An 18,172-nucleotide genomic window follows, 5' to 3' on the forward strand; every position below is an offset into this window, starting at 1 on the left:
ACCACGGACGGGCCCGCCCGGGCGGGCCATCCCCCGGATGGCACTCGCACCAGTTCGTAGGGTGTCGTCGCCCGGACCGGGGATGGTGATGCCGCTGTTCACCCGGTACACCTAGAAGGGACGGACGTGGCGCCTGCCTGGTCCGGCGGACGAGAGTGGGACGGATGACTGAGCTGGTGCCAGGCGCGAACGCGCCGCTGCCTCCGGGCCCCGTCCTGGTCCGCCTGCGCGGGCCGTTCGACCTGTGCGCGCTGGTCGTCTCGGTGAACGGCAAGGTCAGCGGCGACGACGACTTCGTCTTCTACAACCAGCCACGCACGCCCGGGGTCACCCTGGCCGACACCGAGATCACCATCGATCCGGCGGCGCTGCGCCCCGGCGCCGAACGCGTCGTGCTCGCGGCCAGCCCCAGGGACGACACCTCCTCCTTCGGCCAGCTACCGCCGCCCGTGGTGACCCTGCACAACCTGCGGGGGACCCTGCTGGTCCACTTCACCCCGCCGCCGCTGTCCCGCGAGACCGTTCTCACGCTGGTCGAGATCTACCGCCGTGGGCAGGACTGGAAGGTCCGCGCCGTCGGCCAGGGCTACGCCGACGGGCTCGCCGGCCTCGCCCGCGACTTCGGGGTGGTGGTCGACGACGACGGTCGCGCCGCCGCACCCCCACCGGCCGCCCCGTCGCCCCCCGCGATCCGGCCGCTGTCGCCACCCCAGGCCCCGTCCCAGGCCCCGCCTGGTCCCGGGCCGGCGCCGACATCGTCTGTTCGGATCCCACCCGGGATGGGGTCACCGGGCGAGGCGCACCAGCCGGTGGGGTTCAGGTCCGGCGCGGCACCCGCCTGGCACGGTGGGGCGGCGTCGTTCGGCGACGGCCTCCCGCCGATGCTCGCCCAGGTCGTCACGCTGACGAACCTCGAACGCGGACGGGCCGGGCTCTCGGCGCTGAGCATCGACCCGGTGCTGACCGCGGCCGCCGACGGGCACAGCACCGACATGGCCAGACGCGGCTTCTTCGCCCACACCAGCCCCGACGGACGCACCGTCTCCGACCGGGTGACCGCGCTCGGTTATCGCTACTCCCGCGTCGCCGAGAACATCGCCGCCGGTCAGACGTCCGCCGAGGAGGTCGTCGCCGGCTGGATGGACAGCCCCGGTCACCGCGCGAACATCCTGCTGCCGCAGCTACGCGAGATCGGCGTCGGCTACGCCGTCGGCGGCGAACACGGCACCTACTGGACCCAGGTCTTCGGCACGAAGCTCTGACCGACCCCGACCCCGACCCCGACCCCGACCAGTCCGGCCCGGGCCCGAGCGGTCCGGTCCGGACCGACCCAGTCATGGCCAGGCCGGGTGACGAACGACGATCACCCGGCGATCGGACGTCCCCGCAGGATGACGAGCTCGGGGGCGGCGAGGACGCCCAGGTCGGCGCGGGGGTCCTCGGGGTAGACGACGAGGTCGGCGGGGGCACCCTCGGTGAGGGCGGGATGGCCCAGCCAGGCCCGGGCGGACCAGGTGGCGGCGGCGAGGGCCGCGTCGGTGGGAAGGCCGGCGCGGTGCAGTTCGGCGACCTCGGCGGCGACCAGCCCGTGGGGCAGGCTGCCGCCGGCGTCGGTGCCGACGTAGATGGGGATGCCGGCGTCCCAGGCGGCGCCGATGGTCTCGTAACGGCGGGCGTGCAGGTCGCGCATGTGCGCGGCGTAGGCGGGGAACTTCGCCTCGGCGCCACGGGCGATGTTCTCGAAGGTGGCGATGTTGACCAGGGTGGGGACGATGGCGACGCCACGCTCGGCGAACAGGGGGATGGTGTGCTCGGTGAGTCCGGTGGCGTGTTCGACGCAGTCGATGCCGGCGTCGACGAGGTCGGCGAGCGCGGCCTCGGCGAAGCAGTGGGCGGTGACGCGGGCTCCGGCGGCGTGGGCGGCGTCGATGGCGGCCCTGGCGACCTCCGGTGGCCAGCAGGCGGCCAGATCACCGAGGTCACGGTCGATCCAGTCGCCGACGAGCTTGATCCAGCCATCGCCGCGGGCGGACTGGGTGAGAACCTCGGCGACGAGATCGTCCGGCTCGACCTCGGCCGCGTAGTTGCGGATGTAGCGGCGGGTGCGGGCGATGTGCCGGCCCGCCCGGATGAGTCGTGGCAGGTCAGGACGCTCGTCGACCCAGCGGGTGTCGGCTGGGGAGCCGGCGTCCCGCAGGAGCAGGGCGCCGGCCGAACGGTCGGTGCGGATCTGCTGTTCGGCGGTGGGCTGGTCGACGGCGCCGTGCGCGTCGAGGCCGACATGGCAGTGTGCGTCCACCAGGCCGGGCAGGGCCCAGCCGGTCACGGTCCGCACATCGCGGGCGGCGTCGCCGAGGGGTGCGGTGAGACTGATCCGCCCGCCGATGACCCACACCTCGTCGAGCGTCTCCGTCGGCCCGACGAGCACCGTCCCGCGGATGTGCAGCGTCGGTCCGCCCGCGACGGTGGACGCCCCATCGCTCGATGTCACCATCGCGCCTCCTCGGCCGACCGGGAGCCTGAGTCTGTCGGCTCCCAGTCTGCCCGCCCGGCAACCGAACAGGCCGACCGAGAGGCGCACCGAACACGGCGTCGCGTACGGGTCTAGACGTCGAGCTGGCCTTCGATGGAGCGCAGGCGATGACGGGCGAGGGCGAGATTCGAGCGGCTCTTGTCGAGCACCAGGTAGATGAAAAGGCCACGGCCGGAATGACTCTGCAACAGGCGGATGAGATGGTACTGGCGACCCAGGGTGATCAGGATGTCCTCGATCGTGTCCTGGAGGCCGAGGCTTTCCATCGTGCGCAGCTTTGCCCGGATCACCTCGGTGTTGCCGGCGGCGGCGATCTCCAGGTCGAGCGAATGGGGATTGCCAGCCGTACCGAGGGTCATACCGCTGGTGAAGTCGACGAGCGCGGCTCCGAGTGCGCCCCCGATCTCCAGCGTCTCCTTCAGTGCGATGTCGACACTGTTCATATCTCCTCCAGCTTGCCTAGGGTTTTTGGCTCGTCCGCCGTCGCCATCACCGGCAACCGTCACCAGGTCACGCGAACCGCGTGTCGACACACGTCCCCGCATCACAGTCCCTTGCCGACTAGAAAACGTCCGATCTCCGACTGCCAGGACGAAGTGTAGCCAACGACAACCGGAGCACACCAGACCGGAAGAAAAAGAAAAAGGACATGCGGACAGGAAGACAACACGCCCCTCCAGGCCGAATACGGAAAGTATCGTCCAACTATTGATCGACCAAAAAGAAAACTGATCTCATGTATTTCTCGAAGACCAATCAGATGCCTGATACAAAGCGGTAGTGGATTTCTGGGCAGCCCGTGGACGCCGATACCGAACCGTCCGGCCAGGGCCGACAGGCACCGTCTACGGGGTGATCGCCCACTTCGTGGGTAGAAGCGCCGACATGGCCGATCGGGACGCACCGGAACGCCACACGACGGCGCCAGGACCAGTGCCGACATCGCCGCGAGCGTCGCGGGCATCGCGTCGGGTGCCACGACGCGTGTCGCGTCGGGTGGCGTCCGCCCTGCTGGTGATCGTGAGCGCGGTGCTGCTGTGGACGAGCTGCGCGGACGGATCGTCCGCCGACGGATCCGCGGTGGCACCGGGAACGGCCCCCACGGCGGCCGGCGCATCCGGACGGTCACCGGCCGCGCGGCCAGCCGGCGACGGGAGCGGACGGTCCCGCGCGACCGCGCACGGCGATGATCCGGGGCCGGCGGGATCGAGCGGGCAGCGGGCCGACATGGCGCAGGAGCCGATGGGTGGGCGGACGTTGCTGCCGCACTACCGGATCGTCGCGCACTACGGATCGGTCGGCGGTGGGGCGCTCGGCGTGCTCGGCGAGGGAACACCCGAGCAGGCGGCGCGGCGGGTGCTGGCCGCGGCGGCGCCGTTCGGCGCGGGTGATCGGCCGGTGCAGCCGGCGATGGAGCTGATCACCACGGTCGCGGCGGCCGCACCGGGTGCGGACGGGCTCTACAGCAGCACGCTGTCGGACGACGCGATCACGCCGTATCTGACGGCCGCCCGCGCGCACCGGATGCTGCTCATCCTGGATCTGCAGCCGGGCCGCGCGCGTTTCCTGGACCAGGCGAAGCGCTATGAGCGTTTCCTGCGGGAACCGGATGTCGGGCTTGCCCTGGACCCCGAATGGAAGATGGGGCCGGGTCAGGTTCCCGGCCAGCGGATCGGCAGCAGCGATGCCGCCGGCATCAACGAGGTGTCCGACTGGCTCGCCGGGATCGTGCGCCACGACCGGTTGCCGCAGAAACTGTTCGCGGTGCACCAGTTCACCCAGTCGATGCTGCCGGACCGGGCGAACATCGTGGCCCGGCCGGAACTGGCCACCATCTTCCACATCGACGGCTTCGGTGCCCGCCCGGACAAGCTGGAGAAATACGCCCTGCTGCGCGCCGCGCCGCCGTTCTTCACCGGAGTGAAGCTTTTCCTCACCCAGGACTCGAACATCTTCAGCCCGGCGGAGACGCTCACCTTCACGCCCCCGCCGGACCTCGTCACCTACCAGTAGAACAACGGATCAGCCGCGCCACCAGGGGCCGGTGATGGCGACGGTCAGACCGTCCCCCTGGATGTTGGCGTAGAGCCACTTGCCGTCGGCGGAGAAGGTGGCACCGGCCCATTCGCTGTCGCTGCCGGCGTTGCGGGCCAGCGGGTAGGGGGTGCCGTCCGCGGACGGGGCGACCAGGTAGTTCTCGCCGTCGCCGTCCTCGCACAGCACGATCCCGCCGAACGGCGAGACGGTGATGTTGTCCGGCGAGTCGAAGCGTCCGCCGACCTCGAGGCGCAGCACCAGTTCGAGGGTGGCGCGCTTCGGGTCGAACCGCCAGACCTGCCCGGAGTGGTCGAGGGCCGCCCCCTCGGACACCTTCGCGTAGCTCGACACGAGGTAGATGACACCGCGCGACCAGAAGATGCCCTCGGCCTTCGGCACCCGGGTGACCTTGGCGTTGTCGAACTGGGCGCGCACCGAGACGGTGGTGGCGTCCGGGTCGGGCACGTCCACCCAGGTGACCGAGAGCCTGGTGCCGAGGTCACGCACGGCGGACAGATCCCGCACGGCCGGGACCTGCAACGCCTGCAGCTTCCCGCCGGCGCGCAGGCTCCCCGGCCCACCGTGCGCCCGCTTCGGCTGGAAGCGGTACACCAGGCCATAGGGCTTCGCGGCGTCCTCGGTCAGGTAGACGGTGCCATCGCGCGGGTCGATGGCGACGGCCTCGTGCGGGAACCGACCGAGCGCGGTCAGCGGCACCGGGGCGTCGTCACGCAGGCGGCCGAACGGGTCGACCTCGAAGACGTACCCGTGCTTCTTGGTGAGCCCCGCCTCGGACGCCGGGGTCGCCTCGGTCTCCTCGCAGGTCAGCCACGTGTTCCACGGCGTTCCGCCACCGGCGCAGTTGCGGTAGGTGCCGGCGAGGCTCGGGACGTGCCGCAGCAGCCGGTCCCCCGCGACGGTGAGGGTCGTCGTCCCGCCCGGGGTCGCCGGGTCGTAGACCAGCCCCGGGCGCTGCGGCACGATCGGGTCCTTCGTCCCCGGGGACAGCTCGTGGTTACGCACCAGGACGCTGCGCCCGATCCCCGCCGGGAACGCCCGCATCCCGTCGTGCGCGGCCGGCACGAGCCCGCCGCCGGGCCCGTCCAGGGTGTCCTTACCCGCCTTCGAGAACACCGTGTAGCGGAACCCCTTCGGCAGGTCCACCACCTTCTTCGGGTCCGCGACGAGCTCTCCGTACCCCTTGAACGCCGCCGGGGTCGCCGCGTTCGCCGTCCCCGCGAACACCGCGTCCACCGCACCGGCGAGCGCGAATCCAAGCCCTGCTGTCCCAGCTCCGGCCATCAGCTGTCGACGGTTGACTGACATGCGTCTCCTCCTCGTGGACGCCGCTGTCCCGTCGGCGCCCCGAGCGACGCTCACAGCCGAAGATGTCCGGAGATCAACGCCGACCGAAACGTCAGTACACGTCCAACCATCCGATCAGCGATCTCCCCGCCCGCCACCCGCCCCGCACCCCCACCAATCCGAACAAAACGGACGCACTCACACCCCACCGGCCACCGATCATCCTGGGCGCGGCCGCATGCCGAGGGTTGTTCGACCCCCTGCCGAGGGTTGTTCGGTGTGTCGAGGCCGAAATTCCCGATCAACCCTCGGCAGGAAGGGTGTTGGCTTCGGCGGCTCGGTGACGTGGCCGTTCAGGGTGCGCCGGGACGGGCGGCGAGCTACCTGGTCGTGGTGATCTCGGACCGGCGCCGGGGCTTCGCCGAGGGGCAGGGGCCGCGGGCCACCGAGGAGCCGGGGCCACCGACCGGCGGCTCGTCCAGCGGGTCGAAGCCGCCGCCGTCCACCGGCGGCAGGGGGCAGCCGGCGTCGGGGAGGTCGAGGCTCAGGGGGGCGGCGAGGGGGGCGGCGGAGTCGAGGGAGATGGCGGGGTCGGAGCCGGGGCCGCGCAGCAGGCGGGTGCCGTCGGGGAGGTTGCCGGTGGTGGCGGCGTCGCGCAGGTACTCCCACAGGGCGCGTTGGAGTTCGACGGCGGCGCGGGTGGGTTCGACGTCGCGGCGGCGGGCCAGGCCGATGGTGCGTTGCAGGCCGGGTGGGGAGAACGGGGTGACCCGCATGCCCAGGCGCCGGGCGACCATGCTCGGGATGACGGCGCTGCCCAGGCCCGCGGCGACGAAGCCCAGCACGGCGTCCATCTCGCCGCCCTCGATGGCGAAGGTGGGGTCGAAGCCGGCCTCCCGGCAGGCGGTGACGGTGGCGTCACGCAGGTCGTAGCCGCGGCGGAACATCACGAGCGGATGGTCGCGCAGGTCGGCGACGTACAGCGGGCGGCCGGTGACCAGCGGTGGCTCGTCCCGGGACGTCACGAGGACCAGGCTCTCGCGGATCAGCGGCGAGGTGGCCAGGGCCGGGTCGGAGCTCTGCAACGGCAGGATGATCAGGGCGAGGTCGAGGTCGCCGCCGGCGAGGTCGCGGATCAGGTCGCGGGAGCCGCCCTCCTCGACGAGCAGACGGATACCGGGGTAGCGCTGGTGGAACAGGCGTAGGACGTCCGGCAGGAACCCGGTGCACAGGCTGGGGGTGGCACCGAGGCGGACGGTGCCGTGGCGTAGGTCCAACAGCTCGTGGACGCGCTGGCGAGCCGTCTCCGTGTCGGCGAGGATGCGGCGTGCGAGCGGCAGGAGCGTCTCGCCGGCGGCGGTGAGGCTGATGTTGCCGCGGGCGCGGTTGAACAGTGGTGCTCCCAGCTCCTGTTCGAGCGACCGGACCTGCTGGGAGAGTGAGGGTTGCGCCACATGCATGCGCTGCGCGGCCCGGGTGAAATGCCGGGTCTCCGCGACGGCGACGAAATAGGCGAGCTGGTGGAGCTGCACATCCGTCAGCGTAGCCCTCCATAGCGCCCGGCTATGGACTCGAGCTTTATCATGTCTTGGACCTCTGCTGGCCACGGCTCTAGGGTGCGGGCGTGGCTGTAACAACCCCGACGCGACCGGCGCCCGCGGCACGCCCAGCGCGACCCGCTCGGTCCTCCTTCGCCCCGTTGAACTTCTGGCGTTCGACGATCGGCAAGAAGACCGTGATGGCCGTCACCGGCCTGCTGATGCTGGCGTTCCTGCTCGCACACATGCTCGGTAACCTGAAGATCTTCTATGGCCGTGATGATTTCGATCACTATGCCGACTGGCTCCGCACGATCGGGGAACCGGTCCTGCACGGAGCTTGGTATCTGTGGATCCAGCGGTTCGTCCTCACGCTGGCGGTCGTCCTGCACGCCGTCTCCGCCTACCAGCTCAGCCGACGCGATCTGAAGGCCCGTCCGGCCAAGTACGCCCACAAGCAAAGGGCGAAGGCCGGCTACGCCGTGCATGTCATGCGTTACGGTGGCATCACCCTGGCGTTGTTCATCATTTACCACATCCTTGACTTCACCTCGCTCACGTTGAACCGGCACGGGGTCGAGGGCGCCGCCTACGACAACGTCGTCTCGAGTTTCAGCGTGTGGTGGGTCACCGCCATCTACATCCTCGCGATGATCTTCCTGGGGCTGCACATCCAGCATGGTTTCTGGAGCGCGGCGCAGACGCTGGGGCTGAACCGGCCGAGCCGTGACCGCGCGGTGCACGGCATCGCCACGGGGCTCGCCGTGCTGCTCACCGTCGGATTCCTGATCGTTCCGGTGGCAGTCCTCGCCGGCCTGGTGGACTGAGAAGAAGGCTGATATGACGTTCTTCAAGCTCGGCGACGACATCGCCGACACGCGCGCGCCGGACGTCCCGATCGAACAGCGCTGGGACAAGCGCCGCTTCGACGCCAAGCTCGTCAACCCGGCCAACCGCCGCCGCCACTCCGTGATCATCGTGGGGACGGGCCTGGCCGGCGGGGCCGCGGGGGCGACCCTGGCCGAGCAGGGCTACCACGTCATCCAGTTCTGCTACCAGGACTCGCCGCGGCGCGCCCACTCGATCGCCGCGCAGGGTGGCATCAACGCGGCGAAGAACTACCGCAACGACGGCGACTCCGTCTACCGGCTGTTCTACGACACGGTCAAGGGCGGTGACTTCCGCGCCCGGGAGTCCAACGTCTACCGGCTGGCCCAGACGTCCACGCAGATCATCGACCAGTGCGTCGCGCAGGGCGTCCCGTTCGCCCGCGAGTACTCCGGTCTGCTCGACACCCGTTCGTTCGGTGGTGTGCAGGTCGCCCGGACGTTCTACGCCCGTGGCCAGACAGGTCAGCAGCTGCTGATCGGCGCCTATCAGGCGCTGTCGCGTCAGATCGACGCGGGCAACGTCGAGATGCACGAGCGCACCGAGATGCTCGACCTGATCGTCGTCGACGGCCGTGCCCGCGGCATCGTCGCCCGCGACCTGGTCACCGGGCAGATCTCCACCTACCTCGCGGACGCGGTCGTGCTCGCCACCGGCGGCTACGGCAACGTGTTCTACCTGTCGACGAACGCCAAGAACTCGAACGCGAGTGCGATCTGGCGGGCGCACCGGCGCGGCGCGTACTTCGCCAACCCGTGCTACACGCAGATCCACCCGACCTGCATCCCGCGGTCCGGCGAGTACCAGTCGAAGCTCACCCTGATGAGCGAGTCGCTGCGTAACGACGGCCGGATCTGGGTGCCCAAGAAGGCCGGCGACACCCGCTCCCCCGACCAGATCCCCGAGGAGGAGCGCGACTACTACCTCGAGCGCATCTACCCGGGCTTCGGCAACCTGGTCCCCCGCGACATCGCCTCGCGTGCCGCGAAGAACCAGTGCGACCTCGGTCGCGGTGTCGGCCCCGGCGGCCTGGGTGTCTACCTCGACTTCGCGGACGCCATCCGCCGCCTCGGCGAGGACAAGGTCCGCGAGAAGTACGGCAACCTGTTCGAGATGTACGACCGGATCACCGGCGAGGACCCGTACAAGGTCCCGATGCGGATCTACCCCGCCGTCCACTACACGATGGGCGGCCTGTGGGTGGACTACGACCTGCAGAGCACCATCCCGGGCTGTTTCGTCGTCGGTGAGGCGAACTTCTCCGACCACGGCGCCAACCGCCTGGGCGCCAGCGCGCTGATGCAGGGCCTCGCGGACGGCTACTTCGTGCTGCCGCCGATGCTCGGCAACTACATCGCCTCGAGCAAGTTCGACAAGGTCACCGAGGCCCACCCCGACGTCGTCGAGACCGTCAACGAGGCGACCGGCCGGCTCACCAAGCTGCTGTCGATCAACGGCGAGCGCACGGTGGACTCGTTCCACCGCGAGCTCGGCGAGATCATGTGGGACGAGTGCGGCATGGCCCGCAGCGAGGACGGCCTGCGCAAGGCGCTGGGCCGCCTGCCCGAGCTGCGCGAGGAGTTCTGGCGCTCGGTGAAGGTGCCCGGCACCGGGTCCCAGGTGAACCAGAGCCTCGAGCGGGCGAACCGGGTCTCGGACTTCCTCGAGCTCGGCGAGCTCATGTGCGTCGACGCGCTGCACCGCGAGGAGTCCTGCGGCGGCCACTTCCGGGTGGAGAGCCAGACCCCCGACGGTGAGGCCCGCCGCGACGACGAGCGCTTCGCCTATGCCGGCGCGTGGGAGTTCGGCGGCACCGGTGAGCAGCCCATCCTGCACAAGGAACCGCTGAACTTCGACTACGTCCACCTCGCCCAGCGCAACTACGCGTGACGGCGGGCGTGCACGACGTGGCAGCGACAGACTCCCCCTTCCTACCCGACCACGACAGCGAGAGCGCGAGGAGCGGAACGTGAAGCTCACCCTGCGGATCTGGCGCCAGGCCGGCCCGGCCGACTCCGGCCGCATGGTGGCCTACGAGGTCCCCGACGCCAACCCGGACATGTCCTTCCTGGAACTGCTCGACGTGCTCAACGAGCGGCTCACCCTCGAGGGCGACGACCCGGTGACCTTCGACCACGACTGCCGCGAGGGCATCTGCGGCGCCTGCGGTGTGGTCATCAACGGACAGGCGCACGGGCCGCGTGAGCGGACCACCACCTGTCAGCTGCACATGCGCGAGTTCTCCGACGGCGACGTGATCGACGTCGAGCCGTGGCGCTCGGTGGCGTTCGGCGTGGTCAAGGACCTCATGGTCGACCGGTCCGGCCTCGACCGGATCATCCGGGCCGGCGGCTACGTCAGCGTCAACACCGGCAGCGCCCCCGAGGCGCACGCCACCCCCGTGCCGAAGCCGATCGCGGACACCGCGTTCGACAACGCCACCTGCATCGGCTGCGGCGCCTGCGTCGCGGCCTGCCCGAACGGCTCGGCGATGCTGTTCACCTCGGCGAAGGTGACGCATCTCAACAGCCTGCCGCAGGGCGCCCCCGAGCGGTCCGAGCGTGTCCTCAACCTCGTCGAGGCCATGGACGCCGAGGGCTTCGGTGGCTGCACCAACACCGGCGAGTGCACCAACGCCTGTCCGAAGGGCATCCCCCTGGACAGCATCGCCACCCTCAACCGCGAGTACCTGCGCGCCTCCCTCGGCCGCAAGTAGGCACCCGCACCACCCGCACCACCCGCGCGGCTGACCGCCCCGGGTGGGGGTGTGGGGAACTGTCGAGATGCGGGCACGACGGGAACGGACGGACAATAGGCGGGTGCAGGGGCGTAACGGGAAGGTGCCGGACCAGGTCGCCATCGTGGGCGGGGGGATGGTCGGGCTGTGTGTCGCGTGGTTCCTGCAGGAACGAGGGGTGCGGGTCGTCGTCTTCGACCGGGACCGGTTGACCTCGGGGGGCGAGCCGGCGGGGGCGGGGTCGTCGTGGGGGAACGCGGGCTGGCTGACGCCGGGGCTCGCCACACCACTGCCTGACCCGGCGGTCCTGCGCTACGGGCTGCGGGTGCTGTGGCGCTCGGATTCGCCGGTGTACGTGCCGCCGGTGGCCGATGCGCGGCTGGCCCGGTTCGTCGCGGGGTTCGTCCGGCACAGCACGCATCGGCGGTGGCAGGGCGCGATGCGGGCGCTGGCCCCGCTGACCAGTACGGCACTCGAGGCGTTCGACGAGCTGCGCTCGGGTGGGGTGGACGCACCGACCCGGGCGGCCGCGCCGTTCCTCGCCGGTTACCGGGAGCGCGCCGACCTCGACGAACTGCTGCGCGAGCTGGACGGAGTGCGCGCCGCGGGCCAGCCCGTCGACGTCGAGGTACTCGACCCCCTCGCCGCCCGCGATCTCGAACCCCTGCTGAGCGCGCAGGTCCGCCACGTCGCCCAGGTGCACGGGCAGCGGTACCTCGATCCGGGACGGTTCGTCGCGGCGCTCGCCGACGCGGTGCGTGAACGCGGCGGCATCATCCACGAGTCCACCCCGGTACACGGCGTCCACGCCGCGGGGGCGGGCTACGTCGTGGACACCGTCCCCACAGTGGACGGCTCCGCGACGGACGGACGGTTCGACGCGGTGGTGGTGGCGACCGGGGCATGGCTGCCACGGTTGACCAGGTCCTTCGGGGTGCGGGTGCCGGTGCAGGCGGGGCGGGGATACAGCTTTCACGTGGCGACGCCGCGGCCGCCGGTCGGACCGATCTACTTTCCCGCGTCGAGGGTGGCGTGCACGCCCGTCGGGGACGGGCTGCGCGTCGCCGGGATGATGGAGTTCCGCCGCCCGGACGCGCCGGCGGACCCGCGTCGCATCCAGGCGGTGGTCGAGGCAAGCCGTGGCCTGCTGGCCGGCGTCGACCTGGACGTGCGCACCCACGAGTGGGTCGGCCCGCGCCCCTGCACCCCGGACGGCCTGCCCCTGATCGGCCGGACGACGGCACCGGGCGTCTTCGTTGCCGGTGGCCACGGGATGTGGGGCATCACCCTCGGACCGGTCACCGGCAGGCTCCTGGCCGAAGCGATCACCACGGGAACCCCCGCCACGGACCTCACCCCCTTCGACCCGCTGCGCTGAGCATCCCCGCACCGCGCCACCCTCGCCGACCGCGGCCCGACCAGCATCGCGACCGAACAGCGACCCACGCGAGAATGGCCGCCCCCCGCATCAGTCGGGGGGCGGCCGGGTGGTCATCGCCGTGCGCCGCGGGACCGCAGGCTGCAGACGGCGCGACCAACGATCAGGGCCAGGCCTGGCATGGCCGTCATGCGAGGGAGCCGACGAGCCGGGTGTCGGGTCAGGGACGCCCCGGGTCGGTACCAGGCCTGGTCAGCGACCGGGCTGACAGGAAGCGCATCGGGTCAGGAACGGATCGGGTCAGCGACCGGTCGGGAAAGACGACGGGTCGGGTCAGGCTTCGGTGCGGGTGGCGGTGCCGGTGCTGGTGACGGCGCTCCGGCGCCGACGGGCGGCTACCCGCAGCAGTGCTCCGCCGCCGAGCAGGGCGACGGCGATCGAGGCCATGGCCCCGGTCTGGACTCCGGTGAAGGGCAGGGTGTTGCCGGCCGGGGTCGCGGCCGCGCCGCCGACACCACCGGCGCCGCCGCCGGCGCCGAACACGCCGACACCGACCCCCGCGACCACGCAGTTCGGGCCGCCGTCACCGTCCTTGTCCTTGTCCTTGCCCCAGTCCCCGTCCTTGTCCTTGTCCCAGTCCTTGTCCTTGTCCTTGTCGGAGAACCAGTCGCCGACCTGGGACAGCCAGTCCCCGTCCTTGTTCTCGGTGACCTTGTCCTCGGCAGTCTTGTCGTCGGCGAACTTGTCCTCGGTGACCTTGTCCCCGGTGGTCTTGTCCTCATCGAGGCCGGCGGCCTGGGCCTCCTTCAGCCCATCCTTTCCACCGTCCTTGATATTGTTGACGTCCTTGTTGACGTCCTTGTTGACGTCCTTGCCGTCCTTGTTGACGCCGCCGAAGCAACCTTCGTCGGCGACACCGCCGCCGCCGTGCTTGTCGTCGTCGTCCCAGTCGTGGTGGCGACCGTCCTTGTCAAGGAAGCCACCAATGAAGTTGGCGACCCAGGCCGGGTCGAACGGCAGGCCCTCGATGCCGTTCTCGCCGAAGCCGATGACGGTGACGGAGGCGTTGACGATGCGCGGGTCGATGTCGCTGCCGACCAGGTTCTGCTGGCCGGCGGTCGGGAAGTTCACCGGCACGGCGAAGCGTCCGGCCGCGTCGGCGATCACGGTGTTGATCAGCTCACCGTTGACCTTGATGTTGACGGAGTCTCCCGGGATGAATCCGCAGCCGCTGAACACGACGCTCTCGCCGGCGAGCACCACGGACTTGCTGACGGAGCCCGGGCCGATCAGTCCCGAGCAGTTGGTGGGCGGGTAGGCCTTGTCGTCGCCGAGGATCGGCTTGTCCAGGATCGGCTTGTCCAGGATCGGCTCGTCGAGAGCCGGGCCGCCGATCAGTGACTGGCCGGCCGCCGCCTGAGCAGCAGCCGCCTGAGCAGCAGCCGCCTGAGCGGGGTCCGGCTGGCCGAAGATGGGCAGGTGGACGTCCGGCGGGTTGACGACCGGTAGGTCAAGAGCCGATGCCGAGGCCGCCGGCAGGACGGCGAGCACCATGCCGCTGCCGGCCAGCACTGCGGCTCCGAGAGGTCGGAACTTCATACAGGCACTCCCTGCGGATGATCACGTCAAGTAGATGAACGATTGACGTGACGGAGAGTACGCAGCAACTACTCTCCGTGTCCACGACCTCGAGAGCTAGTTAGTAACTCTGCGTGACCATGGCGGGACGACCTGGACACCCTGGACGAGAAGTTCCTCGGGGATGGGAAGCGGTTGTGGACGGACAGCCACCACCGGCCCGGCATGCGGTTCGAGCACCTTGACCGTCAGGGTGCGGGTGACACCACGGTCGAGGGTCAGATAGGTGGAGACGACCGGCAGGCCACTCTCGGTGCCGGCATCCATGCCGATGGCGTGGCCGTCCACCTGGGCACCGGCGAACAGGCTGCCCCGTCCGGTGTAGATCGACAGCCAGATGTTGTTCTGCGCCAGGGGATTGCCGTTGGGGTTCGGCTCGTCCTCGCGGTTGCGGACGTAGGCCGACAGGCCGTCGGGGGCGGTGTTGGTCAGCTTGATCACGATGGTCACGGCGCCGCCGCCACCGGGCATTCGCTGAACCTGGTAACTGACCCTGCGTCGCAGCCAGTAGTCAAGCTTGCTCGCCGTCGCATTCTGCGTGACGACGGCGAGGTAGGGGCCGTCCCCGGTGGGCAGCGCGCCGCCCAACGCCGTCCCGGAAAGAACCTCCTGCTCGTCGGCGTGGTTGCTGGACACGAGAAGTCGCCCCTCACCAGCGGCGCGGGACAGCGCGGTCAGCAGCTTCGGTGTGTTCCCACTGCCCGATTCCACGGCCGCATAGGCGGCCTGGCCGACCTCGGCGAAGAAACGGTCGCGGCCGGCCACCGTCGGTATGCGCGCGTACACCTTCGACTCGACCAGATCGACCAGGGAACCTGCGGTCACCACCTCGCCGTCCGGCAACACCGCCGGACGGCTCGCCGCCAGCAGATAGGCCAACGTGGTCGGATCGACACTGATCGTGCCGTCCACATCGATGCCGGTTCCGGCCCGGTACAGGCCGGTGTAGAGGCGGCCGGCGGTCGGGTAGTCGGGCGTCAGGTTCGCGTTCGCCCACACCCGGTCCGGCCAGAACGCGCCGTAGCGCGCCGCGAACGGGCCGTTCAGGGCCACCGCGGGGTTTGCCTGGGTCGGACCGCCGGGAAGCGATCCGTTACCGGCGATGTCATCCAGGGACAGCTCGCCTCGCCGCGCGGTGAGCAGGCCGAAACCGCCGATGATGCCACCGTTCGCCCGGGACTCGGCCGGGTTCTGCACGATCAACAAGTAGCGCCGCGTCCCCTGCGCGCCCAGCATCCCCGGGCCGATCCGGGCCGCCAACGCCACACTGTCCAGGGCGTCGGAGAGGCTGGTGCCGCGCTGGATCACCTCGGCGCGGGCCGCGTCGACACCACTGATCCGGCCCGTCCAGCCGCAGTGTGGGCTGGCCTGCGCGGCCGTGCGCAGCGCCTCGAGCGCCGCCGTCGCCCGCTGCGCCGGGACACGGGCCGCGGCCAGCGCGTCCACGTTGATGCTCATCTGCCGCCGCAGCCGAGCCGGGTTGAGATCGTCACCGAGGTCGGCCACCGCGGGCAGTCCGGTCACCGCCATCGTGTCGAACGCCCGCACGAGCTGGGCCGCCGAACGCAACGGGCAGCCCGCCCAGGGCACGTGCCCGAAGGCCGACCAGACCGGGTCGTCGGTCAGCGCACGCGCGGCCCGGGCCTTCTCCCCGATCGCGGCGACCTGGGCGCTCAGCTGCGCCCGCGCCGGCAGATCGCCCGCCAGCACCTGCTGCTGCAACACGGCGACACGCTCACGCGCCTGGTCGAGCTGGGCCCGGACCAGCAGGGCGCGTACCCCCACCCAGCCGAGCAGCCCCACCGCCACGACGCCGAGCACGATGGTGCCCCCGACCAGCCGGCGATGCCGAGCCCACCAGCCCGGCCCCGGCTCCCCCGGTCCCGCGGGGTCCTTCGGTTCGCCCGTGCGACGGTCGGCGCCGGGCTCCCGCGGTACGCCGGGATCCTCCGTGGACGTCACCGACGCCGCGGCCGCCCTGGGGACCGGGACCGTGGCGGGAACAGGAACAGGAACGGGAACGGGAACGGGAACGGCCGAGGTGGCGTCCGGGGCCGTGTCCGCGCCGGGCTGACGAGGGACGCCCAGGTCGGTGTGCGGCGGCTCCAGGCGGGTCGCGCCCGGGTCGAACCCCCGCGTCGCCGATGGTGCTGGTGGTGCTGGTGGTGCTGGTGGTTCCTGCGGTTCCCCCGAAGCCCGCGCCGTCACCGATCCGAGCCGGCGTCGGCCGGCTGCTGCCCGGACTGTTCGGCGTCGATCGGTTCACGCGCGGACGGCACCGCGACCCCCGCGGCGTCTCGGCCACCGCCGGACTTCCCGCCGCGGCCGACACCACGGCGTCGTCCGGCAGCGGAACCCACCGCCGAACCGGCCTGGTCGGACCCGCGAGCCGCCCGTCCACCGGCCCGACGCTCGGTACCTTCCAGCTCGGTACCTTCCAGCTCGGCGCCCTCCAGCTCGACCGCGTCCAGTTCGGCCGCGTCCGGATTCGCGGCCCTGGTGGTGTCGCCACCGGTGCTGTCGTCGGAGTCGAGGTAGGCGTCCCGCGTGCTGCGGATGCGGACGGCGGCCGCGTCCTCGGTGTTCGGGTGGGCGAGGGTGGCGTCCGCGTCGGAGTCGGACAGGGGGTAGCTCGTCCCGGGCGGCCGCGACGGACGCACGCCGGCCTCCGTGGCGGCCGCCGAGCGACGGGCCCGTTCGGCGCCCCGGGTGTGCCGTCCATGCGGGGCGTAGCTGGTGTACTGGCCGTAGTAGGGGGCGTCCGGACCCTTGGTCGGGACCATGTTCAGGACGGTGCCGACCACCCGGGCGTCGACGGCACGCAGCGCGTCGGCGGCCTGGCGCAGCTGCTCACGACGGGTCTTGCCGATCCGGGCGACGAGCAGGACCCCGTCGGCGCGGCTGGCCAGGACCGCCGCGTCGGTGACGGGCAGCAGCGGCGGAGCGTCGATGAGGACGAAGTCGAACCGGGCGTGCAGGACGTCGAGCAGGTCGGCCATGTTGCGCGAGCCGAGCAGCTCACTCGGGTTGGGCGGGACCGGTCCGGAGGCGAGCACCTCGATGCGTCCGGAGCCGACCCGACCCTCGCCCCAGGGCTGTAGCACGTCGTCCAGGTCGGCGGCGCCGATGAGGACCGAGGTCAGGCCCGCGGCCGACTCGACGCCGAGGTAGGCGCTGAACGACGGGCGGCGCAGGTCGCCCTCGATCAGGCAGACCCGGTGGCCGCTCTGCGCCAGGCTGATCGCCAGGTTGCAGACGGTGGTCGTCTTGCCCTCGCCGGGCACCGCGCTGCTGACGATGATCGAGCGCGGGTCGGCGTCGACGTCGACGAACTGCAGGTTGGTGCGCAGCTGGCGGAACGCCTCGGCGCGGGCCGAGTGCGGGCGGGCGCTGGTGATCAGTGGATGCTGTGCGGTGTCCGCGTCAAAGATGATCATAGCGAGGTTCGGCAGGTCGGTGGCCTCCCGCGCGTCCTCCTGGCCGGTGAGGCTGGTGTCCAGGCGGAAGCGCAGGACGGCCCCGCCGACCCCGAGGATCAGTCCGAGCAGGATGCCCAGCGCGTAGTTGCGGGTGGGCTGCGGCGAGACCGGCGAGGTCGGCAGCTTCGAACGCTCCCAGACACTGACCCGCACCGTCGGTGGACTCTCCGAGTCCGTGGGTGCCTCGATCTCGGCGACGGCGCGGGAGAACTCTGTCCCCACCGCGTCCGCGATGGCCTGCGCCTGGCGCGGGTCACGATCCTGGATGGTCGCCTTGAGCAGCACCGTGTCCGGCACCGCCGCAGCGATGATCTTCGAACGCAGCTCCTCTGGCGTGGTGCGCAGGCGCAGTCGGTCGATGACCGCGCCCGCCACCCGGTCGCTGGCGACCAGGTTGGCATAGGACTTCACGCGCTGCTGGGACAGCAGACCACCCTGATAGGCGGACGCGGCGCCATCGGCGTTGTCCGGCGAGGAGACGACCATCGTCACCGAGGCCGCGTACACCTTCGCGGAGCGCCAGGTCAGCAGGCCCGCGAGCCCCCCGCCGAGAACCACGATGGCAAGTATGAGCATCCAGCTGCGGCGAAGGACGCGGACATAGTCGCGCAGTTCCACTCGTCGACCACCCTCCCGGGA

The 18,172-nt window shown here is 71.0% G+C and carries 12 protein-coding genes and 1 pseudogene; 6 read left to right on the plus strand and 7 right to left on the minus strand.

The window, feature by feature from the left end:
- Window positions 1-164: 164 nt before the first annotated feature.
- Entirely contained in the window at window positions 165-1,262 is a 1,098-nt protein-coding gene (locus tag MXD61_RS09630) for a CAP domain-containing protein (RefSeq protein WP_248812495.1), read from the plus strand.
- A gap of 101 nt (window positions 1,263-1,363) precedes the next feature.
- Here MXD61_RS09630 and MXD61_RS09635 read toward each other — a convergent pair whose 3' ends face one another.
- The gene (locus tag MXD61_RS09635) at window positions 1,364-2,494 is read right to left on the minus strand and encodes an amidohydrolase family protein (protein ID WP_248812496.1); all 1,131 of its coding nucleotides are present in this window, start codon (window positions 2,492-2,494) and stop codon (window positions 1,364-1,366) included.
- A gap of 110 nt (window positions 2,495-2,604) precedes the next feature.
- A complete protein-coding gene (locus tag MXD61_RS09640; protein ID WP_248812497.1) occupies window positions 2,605-2,976 on the minus strand; it encodes a hypothetical protein in 372 nt (123 codons plus the stop codon).
- Window positions 2,977-3,505: 529 nt separating this feature from the next.
- Here MXD61_RS09640 and MXD61_RS09645 point away from each other — a divergent pair.
- Window positions 3,506-4,546 (plus strand): hypothetical protein, encoded by a 1,041-nt coding sequence (locus MXD61_RS09645; protein WP_248812498.1) that lies wholly within the window; start codon window positions 3,506-3,508, stop codon window positions 4,544-4,546.
- 9 nt (window positions 4,547-4,555) lie between these two features.
- Here MXD61_RS09645 and MXD61_RS09650 read toward each other — a convergent pair whose 3' ends face one another.
- Window positions 4,556-5,896 (minus strand): alkaline phosphatase PhoX, encoded by a 1,341-nt coding sequence (locus MXD61_RS09650; RefSeq protein WP_248812499.1) that lies wholly within the window; start codon window positions 5,894-5,896, stop codon window positions 4,556-4,558.
- Window positions 5,897-6,477: 581 nt separating this feature from the next.
- Window positions 6,478-7,407: pseudogene (locus MXD61_RS09655) on the minus strand (LysR family transcriptional regulator); the annotation flags it as partial.
- Window positions 7,408-7,574: 167 nt separating this feature from the next.
- Between MXD61_RS09655 and MXD61_RS09660 the strand changes: the two are divergent.
- From MXD61_RS09660 to MXD61_RS09675, 4 genes are all read left to right on the plus strand, one after another.
- Entirely contained in the window at window positions 7,575-8,240 is a 666-nt protein-coding gene (locus MXD61_RS09660) for a succinate dehydrogenase cytochrome b subunit (protein WP_372512033.1), read from the plus strand.
- Between the two features lie 13 nt (window positions 8,241-8,253).
- Window positions 8,254-10,191 carry a fumarate reductase/succinate dehydrogenase flavoprotein subunit gene (locus tag MXD61_RS09665; RefSeq protein WP_163550416.1) on the plus strand — a complete coding sequence of 646 codons (1,938 nt, stop codon included), beginning with the start codon at window positions 8,254-8,256 and terminating at the stop codon, window positions 10,189-10,191.
- Between the two features lie 79 nt (window positions 10,192-10,270).
- Window positions 10,271-11,017 (plus strand): succinate dehydrogenase/fumarate reductase iron-sulfur subunit, encoded by a 747-nt coding sequence (locus MXD61_RS09670; RefSeq protein WP_163550417.1) that lies wholly within the window; start codon window positions 10,271-10,273, stop codon window positions 11,015-11,017.
- Between the two features lie 157 nt (window positions 11,018-11,174).
- On the plus strand, window positions 11,175-12,416 hold the full coding sequence (locus MXD61_RS09675) for an FAD-dependent oxidoreductase (protein ID WP_248812540.1): 1,242 nt from the start codon (window positions 11,175-11,177) through the stop codon (window positions 12,414-12,416).
- 333 nt (window positions 12,417-12,749) lie between these two features.
- Here the strand turns inward: MXD61_RS09675 and MXD61_RS09680 are convergent, their stop codons facing one another.
- From MXD61_RS09680 to MXD61_RS09690, 3 genes are all read right to left on the minus strand, one after another.
- A complete protein-coding gene (locus MXD61_RS09680; RefSeq protein ID WP_248812501.1) occupies window positions 12,750-14,015 on the minus strand; it encodes a hypothetical protein in 1,266 nt (421 codons plus the stop codon).
- Window positions 14,016-14,111: 96 nt separating this feature from the next.
- On the minus strand, window positions 14,112-16,016 hold the full coding sequence (locus tag MXD61_RS09685; protein WP_248812502.1) for a DUF4012 domain-containing protein: 1,905 nt from the start codon (window positions 16,014-16,016) through the stop codon (window positions 14,112-14,114).
- A 242-nt stretch (window positions 16,017-16,258) separates the two neighbouring features.
- Complete coding sequence (locus tag MXD61_RS09690; RefSeq protein ID WP_248812503.1) at window positions 16,259-18,151, minus strand: polysaccharide biosynthesis tyrosine autokinase; 1,893 nt, start codon at window positions 18,149-18,151, stop codon at window positions 16,259-16,261.
- Between the last annotated feature and the right edge of the window lie 21 nt (window positions 18,152-18,172).

Source organism: Frankia sp. AgPm24 (genome assembly GCF_023243055.1).
Lineage (GTDB): Bacteria > Actinomycetota > Actinomycetes > Frankiales > Frankiaceae > Frankia > Frankia umida.